The sequence below is a fragment of the Zeaxanthinibacter enoshimensis genome (genome assembly GCF_004362865.1).
In the GTDB taxonomy this organism is placed as follows: domain Bacteria; phylum Bacteroidota; class Bacteroidia; order Flavobacteriales; family Flavobacteriaceae; genus Zeaxanthinibacter; species Zeaxanthinibacter enoshimensis.
This window is the reverse complement of the sequence record NZ_SNYI01000001.1, coordinates 1,431,117-1,448,104: the sequence shown is the minus strand read 5'-3', so window position 1 is coordinate 1,448,104 and position 16,988 is coordinate 1,431,117. Positions and strand designations below refer to the sequence as shown.

Below are 16,988 nucleotides of genomic sequence, written 5' to 3'. Positions count from 1 at the left end.
TACCAATATGTCAATGAACTTGTTTACTTTTCTTCTCGTCTAAGAGCACTTACTGTCTCTCAAAGCGGGTGCAAATATACAACCGTTTTTCTCTCTGCCAAACTTTTTATGAAAATTTTATTTTTCATGTTTCGGCTTCAGTAAAATCTCAAAGAACTCGGCCTTTTCAGGCCCTCGCTTAACAACTATGCTGTTGTCTTTAGCGGCTGCAAATATACAACCGTTTTTTAATCACGCAACACTTTTTGAAGAACTTTCCCTGGCTTTCCACAACACAAATTCAAAGCCCGCTGCTAACCAGAGTTTTACCGCTAAAATTTTTTTTGATTTTAACAATAATAGTGATACAGTGATACAGTGATACGGTGATGCAGTGATGCAGTGATGCAGTGATGCAGGGATGCGGGGATACAGTGATACGGTGATACGGCCCGCCCGAACGTACCGTCCGGTACGGGCGGGTGATGCAGTGATGCGGTGATACAGTGATACGGTGATGCGGTGATGCGGCCCGCCCGAACGTACCGTCCGGTACGGGCGGGTGATGCGGTGATGCAGTGATGCGGTGATGCAGTGATGCGATGACAAAAGGAAAAGAGAATAAATTACGGAGGACCGCCTAGTGAATCCTGCATTCTCAAACTTCAAACCTCAAATTTACCTGCCGAACGCAGGCCTCAAACTTCAAATTTACCTGCCCGCCCTTGCCGGTCGGACGGGCCGAAGGCAGGCCTCAAACCTCGAACTTCAAACTTCGAACCTCGAACTCTCCAGCCCGGGTACAGCACCCTCCCCTCCCCGGTTCTAAATTAATCGTACAGGTTGCAGTATGCCTGCAGTGGATGAATGAATAAAATGACAACCTGGATGAATCAATTTTCGCTTTGATGACATATCACATCAAACTGCAAGGAACAATTAAATTAAGAGAAGAAATTCCAGACCAGTCCGAAACGGATCACGAAATCCCTGTAAGGGTATGCCGGGGCAGAATAAAAGTTGCTCTCACCAAAGGATGAATTGAAATGTTCGGCCTTTAAGTAGATCCTGGTCTGCCGGACTTTGGCGTTGATGAAGAAGTCGAGCAGCGGGTATCCACCCAATTCCTCCCTGTCCTGAATATAGAACTCGCTCAGGAGCGGGTTATAAGCATTCATATAATAAGGAGTAAAATACTTAAAGGTGACCCCGGTCTGCAGGTACATGGCCTTCTTAAAGATATGACTGGAGAAATACAAGGAATTCCTCGTGACCAGTTCCGGAACATTGAGATATTCACTGCCGCCGGAAACATTCTGGTACATGACCGTATTATATAAGGCCCATTTGCCCAGGCGGAATTCTTTCCGGATCCCTAATTTTAAATAATTCACCGCATCCGGGGCCTGGAATGGCTTAACGAATGCATTCTCCTGCCCTTCTGCTATCTGTTCTGCAGTAGCTGTTGAGGCAAAATAGGTGTAATTATCGATATTGGTCACCTCCCCACTGAGCTGCCCAAACCAGGAAGAGCTGAACTCTACCCGGAGACTGTTCAGTTTCTGGGTATCAAATACAGCGGTATTCTGCCAGTTGTAATTCTGGTAGTCGGACTGATACAACAGGTAATTCAGGTCGGGCATGCGCGAACTTGACGTCAGTGTAGCATTAAGACCTGTCTGTTCATTGAAGTTATAACCTGCCTTCCCGCTGAACTGGTAATCGGTCAACTCTCCCGAGACCGTATAGGCAAAATCTGCATCCAGGTCAAACCCCCCGATATTCTTTTGATAGGCAGCCCCCAGGCTGATCTCTTCTCCCTTCAACTGGTTATCTACCTGCCCCTCTTCAGTAATCAGCAGGTTATTAAAGTAATAGTTATAATTGTAGACTCCCGTGTAACCCTCAAGGCTACCCAGCACCGGGTTAGTAAAAACAGCTCCTACCCTGTTGAACATGGTTTTATAATAGGTTTTATCGTTAATGGGGTCCAGGAAGACCTCGCCGAAATAATCGTTCTGGCTGGTTTGCAGGAATTGGTAGTACTTGGTCTCGTATGCAAACTGGTGACGCAGGCCCAGTGTGGTGGTGCGCTGCGGATCCAGCGGGGATGCTTTCCCGAGTAGGGTATACTGGTGCTGAAGAAAATATCGTTTCCCGACAAGTTTACCATCGGCATCGGTCAGCACCACATCTATCCTGGAACGGTCCGTGAATTCCGGATCCTGGGATTCAAACTGCAGTTCCGCATTCAGCAATCCGCCATTCTCCTCCGTTTCTATATCCTGGGCTGCAATGTGCCCCCTTAACCAATAGCGACTATTCTTACTGATATAACTGGCTGTAGTCCTAAAGTTTCCTGATTCTGCCTGGTTCAGTTGATATTTACCCAGGGAACGGAAACCTTTATAAGCAATGGACACATTAAAACGGGGAGAAGTATTCAATGTTAGTAAGGCATCCAGCAACTGCCCCTGCTCAAAGGTCGTCTTAAAGAACAGCTCGGTCATAGGTGTAGGTACATGGTAATAATTGATATCATCTATTTCCATGTAATTAAAGTGCTTGGTACTTGCCCCCATTCCCGGGTACCGTTCTACCCCTATAAAATCGCGCCCCAGTGCGTTATAAGGCTGACCCACGTTAGCAAATGGCATCAACTCAAAATCATCACGCCGCAGGTAATTGTATTTGTATTCCTTATTAATGGTCAGGGTAGTGTCCAGGTAAGTGGTATCCCGTGCATAGGAGATGATCTTGTAATCCTTTATACTGATCTCCCGGGTGACTGAGGTATCTCTCCTTTTCTTAGGAAGCATTCTTTCAGAAGGCGTCCTCAGGCTATCCGCCACCGGCCTTGGTGGCAGCGAATCTTCCTGGGCATGTACCGTAGTACATAGTATAGCAAGCAGGAATAAGATCAGGTATCTCATATCGGGTAATTACGGCATCAAAGTTAGTAAAACCCGGCAGAACCTGTACCAACAAAAAACCCCCGCCGAAGCGAGGGTTTTCATATATATTAAAGACTGGTATCCTAGTAGAAAGGAACAACAGCTTCTGAAGTCTTGTTAGCCACAAGAACATCGTTAAGATCAACAGTCGTAGTAGCTACTCCTGCTCCTGCATCATAAGTGAATGCATCAAGATCAGGAATGATCGACGCGATGAAAGATGGAATTACTGCAACAGTTCCGAAATCACCTTCATTCACATTTTCGTTCTGAAGAATTTCGTTTTCGTTGATCACCAACTTAACGCCCATGTCAACAAATCGGATCCCCTCAGCAATAAAGATCTCCTGACGAGTTCTGTAAAGCTTAGAAAGAGATTCATCATCATTGGCAAATGCAGCTATTTCAGCTGTGGTTAAAGAAGTACCGGAAATTGAAGGTACAGCAACCACTCCGTCCTGCCTGTCAAGAACAAGTCCTGAACGTCCGTTTACTACTACTCCAGAATTATCTGGCCTTCCTCCCGGATCAACTTCACTACGTTGTTCTGCACGGTCATCAATAACACGCACTTCTCTTGTAGCAACAAGGTCAAGCAGGTCATTAAGATTTGCCTGGGCAGCCGCAACATTTCCATCAGAAAGGTTAGCTTCTGCAAGGATCAGGTATGCCTCTTCTGCTTTCAAGTAGTGTACAGAAGCATCTTGCTCAGGAGACAGGAATGAATACTTAGGATCCAGGAAGTCCAGGCTAGGTAACGGCTGGAAATCATCGAAAGTTGCTCTTTCATAAAGCGCATCTTCCATGGCATTACTTGGTCCTTCAGCTTCATCAAATTTAGCTTCCCTTGTAAAATCAGTGCTCAGAGCCAATGCAGCATTTGCAGCAGAAACAGCAGCAGATTTATTTCCAAGATAGTAGTTAGATCGGGCAATTGCCAAATGGTACTCTGGCTTTGCACTGATAGAAACTGCAGTCTGGAAAGATTGGATCGCCGACTGGTAGTTCTCAGCTGAAACAACTGGCACACCTACTGTTTCCTGAGGCAATGCAGAAAAGTACATGGCCGACAACATCCTGGAAAGACCAAGGTAGTAGTGGAACTCAGCTTCCTGAGCCGGGCTGTAGTTAGGATCGTTAGGACCTACGGTCTCTAATCCGAACTGCGCCATTTTAGCTACACGAGCAATCTCGTTCTGCGTATCGCGGATGTCCGGATCCGTTGTACGGATATCCAATCCATCGAGGAACTGGCTAAAGAAAGTCTGTGTATTCTCGTAGTTATCTGAACCTAATTCAGCCAAGATCAAGATCTCGTTGAAAGTTCGGGATATCTCTCTTTCGATACCCGCAGCCCAGATCACTGCAGAGTTAGGCTGGCCGACAACCGACTCCTCGGAGAGGGTTGGGTTGGTTACTTCTGTGAAGTCGACCACCTCTTTAAAATCTCCTGTACAACCTACTATCGCTGATAGCAGAACTGCACCTATATATAATTGTATTTTTTTCATGTTGCGTTACGTATTAAAATTGAAATTTCAGTGAACTCATGAAAACCCTTGGCACAGACTCTGTACCATAAGCGAATCCACCTGAACTGAACCCGTTCTGAGCCCCGATACCAGACCCTGTGGTCTCTGGGTCAAATGATCCAGCAGTCCAGTTGAATGGGTTGGTAACAGAAATTCCAAAGGTTACATTAGAGAAAGGCTTCAGCATATCTCCGAACCTGTAAGAAGCTCCGATGTTCCTAACTTTCAAGAAATCATTATCAAATGTGAAGAAGTTCACATAGTTGAATGGAGAAGTAGTTCCGATAAGCTCCTCAGGAATACCTGTATCATCTACTCCACGCAGGTGGCGCAGCAAGAAGCTAAGGTCTACGATCTTTCCACCAAACTGGTAGTCCGCAGAAGCGTACAGGTTAAAGTCTCCCCAAGTATAGTTAAGGGTCATAGAACCAAAGTTTGGAGCAAAGGTTTTTCCAAGAGCCGTGTTAGGCTCAAAAGCATAAGAACCGTCATCCTGAAGTACAGCAGCAGTACCTCTCAGGTAACCCAGACTCTGTCCTTCTTCCACCCAAGAACCGATTACTGTAAATCCTCCTACTACGAATGGAGCAGCTCCACCGGTAGAAGTAACAAGGTTCTCGTTTGTGTTATAAGAAACAGAAGCTTGTAACTGGTGCTTCTCTGTATCGATAATTCTGGAACTTAAAGCAAATTCCCATCCAGAGTTCTCAATCTCACCGATGTTCTGAACCTGAGGAATCAGACCTGAAGATGGTGGCTGAGTTGGGGTAAATAATGCATCTTCGGTAATAGCCTTATAGTAAGTACCGGAGAAGTTTAACCTGTTGTTGAAAAATCCAAGTTCAGCACCAACTTCAGAAGTTTTTACTGTCTCCGAGATCAGGCCAGGGTTACCTGGCTGGTCAAAACGGAAGGCAGGAGCACCCAAGAATGATTCAAGAGCAAAAGTCCTGTCCTGTGAGAAAGGCTGGGCGAAGTTTGTAGCCTCACCGTAGTTAGCTCTTAATTTAATGCTTGAAACTACATCGTAGATTCCGCTTTCACGGTAGAAATCGTGATCCGAAACGTTGTAGGTAAGACCGATCTTAGGCAGGAAAAGTGCCTCGGTATCCTTACCAGCAGAAGTGTTCGCATCCAGACGTCCTCCTAATTCAAGGAAAGCTACATTGTAGAAGCCAATGTTCTCTAAGAAATAAAGACCATAGTTAGCGTTCTCCAATACAAAATCGCTTGCCGTTTTAGTTGGGAAAGTGTTGATAGAAGTTGTTCCATCCACACCACCTGATCCGTCTAACCTGTTCTGACGGTCAGCCGTACGGAAGAACTGTGCACCAAGGATAGTCACAAAAGAGAAATTATCTGTGTAAGCCCTGTGCGTAAGGTTTAAATCTGAAGTAACCGTGAAGTTATTCCTCAGGAAACGAGTAAAACTTGCCTGGTCAGTTGTACCTTCTGGTCTTGACCCTAAAGCAATAAACAAGGCATTGGTATCATTCTCTTCATCGATAGAAGTACGATAGTCAACACCTACAGTTGCGTTAGCTTCCAGGTTATCCGAAAAGCTATAGATAAATTTATTAGAAGCAGTGAAACGGTTATTCACCCTTCTGATATCTACGAGCTCCCCGATAAGCTGAGCCCTGTCTTTTTCTACCTGCCAATCAGCATCGCTGAGCTCATCAAGGTTTCCACGTCCTCCACCTTCAAAAGCAGAAAAACGAGAGAAACTTGTATTCGCGTTAAAATCCAGGTTAGAATCAAATCCAACATAAGAGAAAGATCCCTGGTACTTTAATTGGTCGGTAACCTGTGCTCCCAGTCCAAAAGTAAAACTTCTTTTGATCTGCTTGTTCAGGTCGTTGAATCCGTCATCAGCGTAAAGACTTCCACCAAAGTTATAGGTGAATTTTTCATTACCACCATTGATCCCGATTCGGTATTCCTGTGAAAAACCTGTTTCGAAGATCGCTTCGCCAGTTCTTTCATATTTCAGGAAGTCGTCTGTAGCTTTGATAATACCTAACCTGTTTTCGAAGAAAACAGTAGCTTTTCCAGCCTTACCCTTCTTGGTAATGATCTGGATCACACCATTTGCAGCGTCCGCCCCGTATAATGTCGTAGCAGCACCACCTTTGATATATTCTATTCTTTCAATAGATTCTGTTGGAATATCCGCTAAAGCAGAAGTGTTTGCTCCACCAGTTCCAATACCATTTGCTGGGTTGGAGTTCAGGTTATCCACACGGACACCATCAACGATGATCACCGGAGTTGCAGAAGAGGCTGCAGATATTGGTCCCCTTGTACGGATAATAGAAGCAGTTCCAGGCTGTCCTGAGCTCAGACGGATCTGTGCACTAGGAGTAGTAGACTGTAATAACTGGTCTATCTGGTTAGCTGGCAGTTTATCAATGTCCTCTTCTTTAAGAACATCAACAGTAGTAGAAAGCTTCCTTTTCTGGATACCGGAACCCTGCCCGGTAACGATCACTTCCTCCAATGCTTCTGCATCTTCTTTCATGCTAACATCGATGGTGTTCGAGGCTCCTACTTGTTTACGGACGGTTTGCTGTCCGATGTAAGTAAAAATAAGAGTAGATCCCTGACTGGCCTGGATAGAGTATTTTCCATCAAAGTCGGTCTGAGTACCTGTAGTGGTATTTTCTACAAGGATGTTCACTCCTGGGAGCGGCATCCCGTACTGGTCAACCACGGTACCAGTAATGGTCTTCTCCTGCCCGAAAGACAGGCCCGTACATAACACCGCGAACAGTGTTAATATACTACATAGTTTTAATCTCATTTAATTAGGTTTTTGGATTATCAGTCGGCGAATATCTCACTCTTTTATATAATTTGCAAGGATTCATAAATAATGCTGGTTTTTTAACACATTTCGTGGAACATTACCGCATTTCCAACATTTCCAAACAGGGGCGTTAAACATTAACAGAATTAACCTTTTCTTCATATTTTGCCGGCCTATGCTGATACGATTTAACCCTTCTTTAATTATTGCGGGAACCGATGAGGCCGGCCGCGGCTGCCTTGCCGGGCCTGTTACCGCTGCTGCTGTGATCCTGGACGGGCACACTGAATATGAACAGCTTAACGACTCCAAAAAACTAAGCGTCGGGCTCAGGAATATGATCCGTCCCCTGATCGAACAGCACGCCATTTGCTACAGCGTTGCCCACCTGCACCCGGAAACCATAGACGAGATAAACATTCTGAACGCTTCTATCGAAGCCATGCACCACGCCCTTTCTGACCTTAAACAAAATCCCGAAAAAATTCTCGTCGACGGGAACCGCTTCAAACCTTACGGCGCAGTTCCCTATGAATGTGTCATAAAAGGAGACGGGAAGTATCTCAGTATTGCTGCCGCCTCTGTGCTGGCCAAGACCTATCGCGATGCCTATATGGAGAAGATTCACGAGGAGTACCCGATGTATAACTGGAAAAAGAATAAAGGCTATCCCACCGCCGAACACCGGGAGGCTATCAAAAAATACGGGGTCAGTCCCTATCACCGGAAGAGCTTCCAGTTACTGCCGAAACAGCTTAAACTTGAACTCTAAAATTGTATTTTTACCACAAACTCCCAACCCTTGAAGTCACTGAGAATACTCCTGTTTCTTACTTTAACCATAACCCTCGGATGCAGGGAAGATCAAAGGCCCGTTACAGAGCTGATCGCACAACTGCCTCCCGGAACCTCTGCGCTTGTAAAGATCAACAACCCGCAGCAACTGCAGTCCGAACTAAAATCCAATAAACTGATCCAACTGGGGCTCGGGGACGGTATCCCTCAAAAAATCGAGGTATTGCTCAGGGGCCTCTCATTCTTAGAGATACATGGGGAACAACTGCTGGCACTGACTATTACAGGCCGGGACTCCCTCGCTTACCTGTATATGGCCCGCCAGGCCCCGGACAGTATAGACCTGTCCTCTGTAAAAAATAAAAGTATAGAAACGATCACCTCCGGCAGTCACACCTTTAAGAAATACGAAGCAGAGGACCTTCTTTTCTTCACCACACAAGACCGGGGAACCTTTAAAATGAGTAATTCGATCGCTCTATTAAAGCAAAATGTTGAAACCGAAGGTCCCGGAGTCTCAGAAACACTTCGCACCCTGTATGAAACCGCCAATCCCGGAAAGAGTGCGAATATTTTCCTGAACCTGGACCCCGAAATCTCATTATTTCAAAATACCTCTTTTAAAGCCCAGGGGGCAGACTTAGCTTACTTCTCAGACTGGATAGCCCTGGATGCCGAGATCACCAGTCATGGCCTGCGGCTCAACGGGGTGGGGATCATGCCCGATTCGACCAATACCCTGGTCCCTCTTTTTCGGAATACAGGCACCCTGGCCACCAGGACCCCTGATATCGCTCCTGAAAACAGCCTCGCCATGGTCAGCTATATATTCCGGAATATAAAGGTGTTTGATAAAAACCTTGTTGTTGTTCAGGATTCGACCGCTGCTGATAAATCGGTGTTCGAAACCGTGGAAGAATTGGGGATCGTATATATGGAAGGATCCAAAGCTGTGATGCTCCACACCTACGGCCCCCAGGATCTGAACGAGCTGTTGGGAACAATAGGCGGCACAGCGGAAAACAGTATGGGCAGCGAGATCTTTGCACTGCAGGAAAACGATATACTGACCGAAGCTTTTAGTCCGCTGCTCGAAAATTTCAAACCCGGTTTTTACACTGTTTTAGAGAATACCTTCGTTTTTGCCAGGGATCGCAGTACTATCCAGGATATCATAGCCTCTTTTACCCGCAAGGCCACCTACAGGAATAGCCCCGGCTACCAAACGGTACGAACTTCTCTTGCCGATGAAAGCAACATCCTGCTGATAGCTTCACAGCAAGGCTTAGAAATTCTTTCTGAAGATGGCTTCAGGATTCCGTCGCCTATGTTATCACTAAATACAGGAAAGGAAGATTATATTTTCGCGATGCAGGTGATCGCAGAAAACAATTTCTTCCACACCACCCTGCTTGCGCAACAGGAACAGGGTGTTGGCGTGGCAGACAATACATGGAAAAAAACAAAATACAGCCTGCAGTCCAAAGCACTGACCGCCCCTCAATTTGTGACCAACCATCGCAGCGGGAAGAAAGAGGTCGTGATCCAGGATGAAGCTTTTCGCCTGTACCTCATCGATCCGAACAAAGGGATCCTCTGGACCAAACAGCTCGATGGGCCCATACAGGGAGAGATCCACCAGGTAGACCTTTATAAGAACGGCCGACTACAGCTGGCCTTTACCACTGACCACCAGTTCATCATCCTGGACAGGAATGGTAAAGAAGTTGCCCCCTTCACCTTTTCGTACCCGGGTGGCAACCTGAACCCACTGGCGGTATTTGACTATAACCGCAACCGGAATTACAGGTTCGTGGTCACGCAGGGAGAGACTGTGAAAATGTATAATTCCAAAGGGAAGATCGTCAAAGGTTTTACCTATACCAAGGCGGAAAGTCCCGTTCTGCAAGCACCTAAGCATTTCCGGATCTCAGGGAAGGATTACCTGGTCTTTCTCCTGGAGAACGGGCAGCTGAAGATCCTTAACCGGGTAGGTAAAACAAGGGTACCCGTTAAGAGGAAAATCGACTTCTCGGATAACGAAGTGTTTGTATACAGGAATAATTTCGCGGTGACCGAAAAGAACGGGAACCTGGTCCTCATCGATGGGAATGGGAAGATCAGCCAGAGAAACCTGAACCTTCCTGCCGATCACGGTTGGGCTGCACGGGAAAATATCCTTACTTATACCAATGAAAACCTCATCCAGATAGGTGGAAAAGAGATTCCGCTAGACTACGGGGTCTATACCAAACCGAGGATATTCCGATTTGGAAAACAGAACTTTATTGCCCTGGCCGACCTGCAATCCAGGCAGGTATTCCTGATGGATGACCAGGGGAATTACATTCCCGGTTTCCCGGTCTACGGGAACACGGTCCCGGATATGGCAGACTGGGATAACAATGGCAGACCGGACCTGGTGACTATTGAAGAAGACCTGGATGTCACCATATTCAGCCAGGGTTGATAACGGTAAGCCATCAGGATATAATTGCAGGAATGCAAAACAAACAATAACTTAAAATAAACAGGACTTTTTAAGTATCTTTAATAGACTTAAAAATTAATGCCATGAATGCCAGAAGCCGCTTACCTATGATGGCGCTTCTGCTGATGGTGTTTCTATGTATCCCCCGGCTGGAAGCCCAGTTGCTTAAAAAATTAGGCAAGAAAGCAGAACGAGCTGCCGAACGAACTGTTGAAAGGCGTGTAGAACGCGAAACAGAAAAGAAAACCGATGCTGCACTAGACAGTATCCTTGAACCCGGCTCAGGCCGTAACGCACCTTCCAAGGAAAATGTGCCCGTAGCGGGTAACGACCCACCCCCTCCCCGGCAAACAGGAACGGGAAATGAAAACCCGGGAATGAATAATCCAGAAAATTCGGGGGCCATCGAGATCTACAGCAAATTCGACTTCGTCCCAGGGGATACCCCGATCTTTTATGATGATTTTTCCAAAGATTTTATCGGGGACTTCCCTTCCAAATGGAACACCAACGGCAGCGGGGAGGTTGTCACCTTATCCAATGCTACCGGGAAATGGCTCGCCATGGTCCCCGGCTATTCTACCTATTACATTCCCGATGTTCCTGCACTGCCTGAAGAATATACTATAGAATTCGACGTCATGGCAACAGGTCTCGATCAGAAAACATCTTCAACGGCCATTATGCGAGTGATGCTGTCCGACGATCCTCTCTTCAAATCCGGGAACTATGCCGCTGCGGACATCCCCTTCTGCCAGTACCATCCAGTAGGATTTCATGTAAGAAATTCCAGGGGGGACATCAATAATAACATCCAGGGTGATATCCGTAAGGCTGTGATGAACCAACCCCACATTTCTATTGCCGTGAATAAGGAAAGGTTCCGGCTGTGGGTCAATGAAAGTAAATATATCGACATTCCGAGGATGATCCCTGTTGATCAGAACCTGAGCACCTTAAAATTCGAAGTCATCAATTTCAAGGATGGCAAGGAACGTATTTTTATCAAGGATCTGAAAGTAGCTGAGGGAGGTGTTGACCTCAGGAGGAAACTCCTTTCAGAGGGTGCTGTATCCACAAATGGCATCATGTTCGTTTCGGGCTCTGCGGAAATACAGCCACAATCCATGGGTATCATACGGCAGGTCTCACAGGTATTGCAGGAGGATAATACCATGAACCTGCTCATCATCGGGCATACCGATTCTGACGGGGCTGACGCTGCTAACCTGGCCTTATCCAAGCAACGTGCAGATGCCGTCAGGGATATACTCGTGGAAGTCTACGGTGTAGCTCCAGCCCGCCTGGCCACGGAAGGAAAAGGAGAATCGGAGCCGGTCGCCTCTAATGATACCCCGGACGGGAAGGCACAGAACAGGCGAGTTGAATTTAAAAAACAATCATAAAATAATGTAATATGAAAAACTTACTCTTAATGCTTATTGCCCTGGCAGTGACCAGTGTTCACAGCTATTCACAGGATTGCAGCAAATACTACCCTCTGCAGGAAGGTTCCCGACTGGAATACACCAATTACGATAAAAAAGATAAGCCGGACGGCACAGTGACCTACGAGGTCATCAGTTCAGAAAACACTTCTGATGGTACCACCGCCTTAATGCAGATGTCTCTCAGGGACCAGGATGGAGAAGAGGTAATGCAGTCCGAGTACGAGATACGCTGTAAGGACGACATAGTGCAGATCGACTTCAAATCTCTTATGAACCAGCAGATGATGGAACAATTCAAGGAGATGGAAGTTGAACTCAGCGGTACTGATATTGAATTACCGAATAACCTCAGCGTTGGTCAATCCCTGGATGACGCGGACCTGAACATGAAAATGAATATGGGTGCCATGAATATGAATATGAACGTGCAGACCATCAACCGGAAGGTGGAGAAGAAAGAAACCGTTACCACCCCTGCAGGTACCTTTGATTGTTTCGTGATCTACAGTGAGACCAAGACCAAAATGATGATGGCCAACCAGACATTCCCCTCGCGGACCTGGTTTGCCGAAGGGGTTGGCATGATCAAACAGGAAAGTTACAATAAGAAAGGAAATACTATCGGGAAGATGGAGTTAACCGCATATTCCAATTAAAAATTCAGGTTGCAGGCTGATCCTGGACTAATTCTGCCTCGAACAGCGCCTTGAAATGGAAGAGTAGTTTTTCTTTGACTTCCTCCAGCGGCACTTCGGCCCGACCGAGTTCTGCGTTCAGCGAAGTGACGGCTTTATCCTTGATCCCGCAGGGAATCATCAGGTCAAAATATCCCAGGTTGGCATTCACGTTCAGGGCGAAGCCGTGCATGGTGACCCACCTGCTGGCCCTTACCCCCATGGCACAGATCTTCCGGGCAAAGGGAGTGCCTACATCCAGCCAGACCCCGGTTTCTCCCTCTGACCGAGTGGCCTTTAAACCGTATTCTGCAAGGGTCCTGATCACCATTTCTTCCAGGTAACGCAGGTACTTATGGATGTCGGTAAAAAAATTGTCGAGGTCGAGGATAGGATAGCCAACGATCTGCCCCGGGCCATGATACGTGATATCTCCCCCGCGGTTGATCTTGTAGAATTTGGCATTATGCTGTTGCAGTTGCTCTTCATCGACCAGGAGGTTAGACATATCCCCGCTTTTCCCCAGCGTAAAGACGTGAGGATGTTCTACGAGAAGAAAATAGTTAGGGGTGGGGTGGGTTGTATTATTCCGCCTGTTTGAAATTTTAAGATCAACGATCTTTTTAAACAGCAGCTCCTGGTAGTCCCAGGTCTCTTTATAATCTTTTTGGCCTAACTCTTCAACTGTAATACGCTTGTTCATACCGGCTTTTCTTCAGCTGGCGCAAAGGTACAATTATCCGTTGGGATTATTGAGGATGACCAAGGCAGCGATCACCCCGGGTACCCAGCCACAAAGCGTAAGCAGAAAAACGATAAGGATAGATCCACACCCCCGGCCTATTACGGATAGCGGTGGAAAAAGGATAGCGAGCAGTACGCGCCAGAAACTCATAAGTAGTGATTTAATTCTCCGTGGAGAGATTGATTGATGACAGCTATTTGACGAACAAACCCGGCATTTGTTACACCGGGGATCAAATCTTTCTGTCTATGGCATAAACATTACAACTGTAGCGTTGAAAGATTTGGGCTAAGTCCCTATATTTGCACACTTAATTCGCGTTTATGCAATTGTCCGAACAAGAAGTAATCAGGAGGGAAAAATTATCCAAATTAAGGGAGGCCGGGATCAACCCATACCCTGCAGCCTTATACCCGGTAGACCATACGTCTGAAAGCATCCGGAAGCAGTACGAAGAAGGGAAACATGTAACCGTCGCGGGCAGGTTGATGTCCAGGCGGATACAGGGAAAAGCTTCCTTTGCCGAACTGCAGGATAGTACGGGCCGGATACAGGTATATTTTAACCGGGACGAGATCTGTACCGGGGAGGACAAGAGCAAGTACAACGACATTTACAAGAAACTACTCGATATCGGTGATATCATCGGGGTGGAAGGAGAATTATTCACCACCCAGGTCGGTGAAAAAACTATTCTTGTCAAAGATTTTACTTTGCTGAGCAAGGCCCTGCGACCCCTTCCCCTGCCAAAGAAAGATGCAGAGGGCAATGTGTACGATAAGTTCAACGACCCGGAACAACGCTATCGCCAGCGGTATGTAGACCTGGCGGTCAACCCTTCCGTGAAGGATACTTTTATCAAGAGGACGAAGATCACCAACAGTATACGCGACTTCTTTAACCAACGAGGCTACCTGGAGGTAGAAACTCCGATTCTACAGCCTATCCCGGGGGGTGCAGCGGCCAGGCCTTTCCTGACACACCACAATGCGCTGAACATCCCATTATACCTGAGGATCGCCAACGAATTATACCTGAAGAGGCTGATCGTCGGTGGTTTTGACGGAGTCTATGAATTCTCCAAGGATTTCCGGAATGAAGGGATGGACAGGACCCATAACCCCGAATTCACGGTAATGGAACTGTATGTAGCCTATAAGGATTACCTGTGGATGATGGAAACCACGGAACAACTGCTGGAGAAAGTCGCCACCGATGCCACTGGAGGTACCAGGATCACCGTGGGTGATAAAGAGATCGAATTTAAAGCGCCTTATCCTAGGGTTCCTATCCTGGAAGCCATCAAGCAACACACCGGGTACGATGTGGCCGGGTTGGACGAGGTGGCTCTCCGCGAGGTCGCTGAAAAACTGGGTGTGGAAGTAGATGACAGCATGGGGATCGGGAAGCTTATTGACGAGATCTTCGGGGAACACTGCGAAAAACATTACATCCAGCCCACCTTTATTACCGATTACCCTAAAGAGATGAGTCCGCTCACCAAGGAACACCGGGATAATCCTGCCCTAACCGAGCGCTTTGAACTGATGGTTAACGGAAAGGAGCTGGCCAACGCTTATTCCGAGCTGAATGATCCTATAGACCAGCGTAAGCGGTTCGAGGAGCAGTTAAAGCTGTCAGAAAAAGGAGATGATGAAGCAATGTTCATAGACCAGGACTTCCTGCGTGCCCTGGAATACGGGATGCCTCCTACTTCCGGGATCGGGATCGGGATCGACCGACTTGTGATGTTGCTGACCAATAATGCTTCCATTCAGGAAGTGTTGTTCTTCCCGCAAATGCGCCCTGAGAAAAAGCCTGTAGAGCTCAGTGACAATGAAAAAGCTATCCTGGATATCCTTAAACCCGAGGGCAGAATGGCCCTGGACGCTTTAAAGGAAAAAGCCGGACTTAGCAATAAGGCATGGGACAAGGGACTTAAAGGCCTTAATAAGCATGGTCTCACCAAGGTTTCCAAGGAAGAGGATACCCTGGTGGTCAGCCTGCAGTAGGGAGTTACCGGAGTTGCCGGGTTTCATGTTTACCACTTGTCGAAAATCTGAAATATAATCATGGGCTTTAGCGTTTTATAGTAATAGATCCCAAATCTACTACTGTTATGAAACGCTACTCATTGCTCCTGGCAACGGTTCTGCTGTTGTTTTCCTGCAGCATGGACAATAAGCCGGAACTGCTTCCCGAGACCCTCGACGCAGGGGATACTGTGGTTCGCGCCTGTTTCCAGGTTTCACAAAACAGTGTCATGGCTGGCGCCTCCCTCACGATCACTAACTGTTCCGAGGGCGCTAAATCCTACCTGTATGATTTTGGCAACGGTAATACCAGCTCCGATGATCAACCCACTATTTATTACGAGGAAGCCGGTACTTACGAATTAAGCCTTACCGTATCCGGTGAGGGTGACACATCAGACACTTTCAGTATCACCATACAGGTGATAGGTCCGAATTTCATTTACCCGGAGATACCACAGGGATATACTGCTAACCCGGTAGACCTTGGACTGGATGCTCACAGCGGGGAACTATACGCAATTACGGTGCTCAAGGACGAAAGCGGCCTGGAAGGACGGAAATTCTTCTACCATTCCCTAGGTGCCAGCATGATGGAAGGCGCCAAATACCTGGGTGACCAGACCTATGACGGGAATAATGCTTTCAGCTGGTTCCTCCCGGGCGGCGCTCGTGGGTTTCACTTTTCCCGCACCCTTAACGGCTTCTATGGTTCCAGGGAAGTCAGTTTTGATGGGGAATGGAACGTATCCGGCCAACTGAATTCTGCAGAGCAGATAAGTTACGGCTACCTGCAGGATAATGGGAACCTTTTATTCTACGGATCTATAAAGGAGGGAGTCACTAATAAGGCTGCCATAGACATGAGAAACGGCATGGGCGATTCTTTTAAACAGGTATTGCACCAGGTTGGGGAACACGACTCGCACATAGGAAGTATGATCAAGACAGAAAATGGGTATGCTGCGTTTGGAGGCAGTTTTATTAAAAATGACAACAAGCCCTATATAACCGAATACAGACCAACCCTGATCTTCCTTGATGAAGCTTTAGAAATGATCAGTTACAAGATCTTTGATAATTCCATGCTTACGGGGAGGATATACAGTACAGCAGACCTCAACGGGTCCTTCAACATGCTGCATTTACCCAATGGCAATTTCGTACTCTACGGCCTGGGCGAACTCCTGGTTACAGACAATTCGGGCACCATTATCCGCTCGCATTTCTATGAGAACACTCTTAATAACCAAGGGCTGATTGGTTTCAGGGATTCCTTCGTGATCTCCAGCGACCGTTTCCTGCGAAAGTTCAATGCCATGGGGGAGCAGCTATCCGCCTTGCAGTACCCGGGCAAACAGGTACCGGCCTTCATAGCAAAGGATGAAAAATTGTATATGATCGCTAAGTATGCCACTCCCGAGGGTGAAAAGTTGCTGTACGGCGCCCTGGACCAGGAGTTGAATGTTATCGCATGGGAACCGGGCTAGGTCAATATTAATTTTATTAACTAAGGGAAAAAAAC

11 protein-coding genes are annotated in these 16,988 nt (G+C 46.9%); 6 read left to right on the top strand and 5 right to left on the bottom strand.

Annotation, left to right across the window (positions count from 1 at the left end):
* Window positions 1-923: 923 nt before the first annotated feature.
* The 3 genes from CLV82_RS06240 to CLV82_RS06230 all read right to left on the bottom strand — a co-directional run bounded on the left by CLV82_RS06240 (window position 924) and on the right by CLV82_RS06230 (window position 7,268).
* The gene (locus tag CLV82_RS06240) at window positions 924-2,912 is read right to left on the bottom strand and encodes a putative porin (RefSeq protein ID WP_133643416.1); all 1,989 of its coding nucleotides are present in this window, start codon (window positions 2,910-2,912) and stop codon (window positions 924-926) included.
* A 104-nt stretch (window positions 2,913-3,016) separates the two neighbouring features.
* Window positions 3,017-4,444 carry a hypothetical protein gene (locus tag CLV82_RS06235; protein ID WP_133643415.1) on the bottom strand — a complete coding sequence of 476 codons (1,428 nt, stop codon included), beginning with the start codon at window positions 4,442-4,444 and terminating at the stop codon, window positions 3,017-3,019.
* 13 nt (window positions 4,445-4,457) lie between these two features.
* On the bottom strand, window positions 4,458-7,268 hold the full coding sequence (locus CLV82_RS06230; protein ID WP_133643414.1) for a TonB-dependent receptor domain-containing protein: 2,811 nt from the start codon (window positions 7,266-7,268) through the stop codon (window positions 4,458-4,460).
* A gap of 181 nt (window positions 7,269-7,449) precedes the next feature.
* Here CLV82_RS06230 and CLV82_RS06225 point away from each other — a divergent pair, with 181 nt between their 5' ends.
* The 4 genes from CLV82_RS06225 (at window position 7,450) to CLV82_RS06210 (ending at window position 12,667) form a co-directional block, all read left to right on the top strand.
* Window positions 7,450-8,046 carry a ribonuclease HII gene (locus CLV82_RS06225; RefSeq protein ID WP_133643413.1) on the top strand — a complete coding sequence of 199 codons (597 nt, stop codon included), beginning with the start codon at window positions 7,450-7,452 and terminating at the stop codon, window positions 8,044-8,046.
* 30 nt (window positions 8,047-8,076) lie between these two features.
* A complete protein-coding gene (locus CLV82_RS06220) occupies window positions 8,077-10,539 on the top strand; it encodes a ribonuclease HII (protein ID WP_133643412.1) in 2,463 nt (820 codons plus the stop codon).
* A 104-nt stretch (window positions 10,540-10,643) separates the two neighbouring features.
* Complete coding sequence (locus tag CLV82_RS06215) at window positions 10,644-11,966, top strand: OmpA family protein (RefSeq protein WP_133643411.1); 1,323 nt, start codon at window positions 10,644-10,646, stop codon at window positions 11,964-11,966.
* An 11-nt stretch (window positions 11,967-11,977) separates the two neighbouring features.
* A complete protein-coding gene (locus tag CLV82_RS06210) occupies window positions 11,978-12,667 on the top strand; it encodes a TapB family protein (protein ID WP_133643410.1) in 690 nt (229 codons plus the stop codon).
* A 4-nt stretch (window positions 12,668-12,671) separates the two neighbouring features.
* Here the strand turns inward: CLV82_RS06210 and lipB are convergent, their stop codons facing one another.
* Complete coding sequence (lipB, locus tag CLV82_RS06205) at window positions 12,672-13,388, bottom strand: lipoyl(octanoyl) transferase LipB (RefSeq protein ID WP_133643409.1); 717 nt, start codon at window positions 13,386-13,388, stop codon at window positions 12,672-12,674.
* A 33-nt stretch (window positions 13,389-13,421) separates the two neighbouring features.
* Window positions 13,422-13,580: a YqaE/Pmp3 family membrane protein gene (locus CLV82_RS06200; RefSeq protein WP_133643408.1), complete on the bottom strand. Its 159-nt coding sequence runs from the start codon at window positions 13,578-13,580 to the stop codon at window positions 13,422-13,424.
* Window positions 13,581-13,753: 173 nt separating this feature from the next.
* Between CLV82_RS06200 and lysS the strand changes: the two genes are divergently transcribed.
* Window positions 13,754-15,442, top strand: a complete 1,689-nt coding sequence (lysS, locus tag CLV82_RS06195) for a lysine--tRNA ligase (protein ID WP_133643407.1) — start codon at window positions 13,754-13,756, stop codon at window positions 15,440-15,442.
* Between the two features lie 107 nt (window positions 15,443-15,549).
* On the top strand, window positions 15,550-16,953 hold the full coding sequence (locus CLV82_RS06190) for a PKD domain-containing protein (protein ID WP_133643406.1): 1,404 nt from the start codon (window positions 15,550-15,552) through the stop codon (window positions 16,951-16,953).
* The last annotated feature ends 35 nt before the right edge of the window (window positions 16,954-16,988 follow it).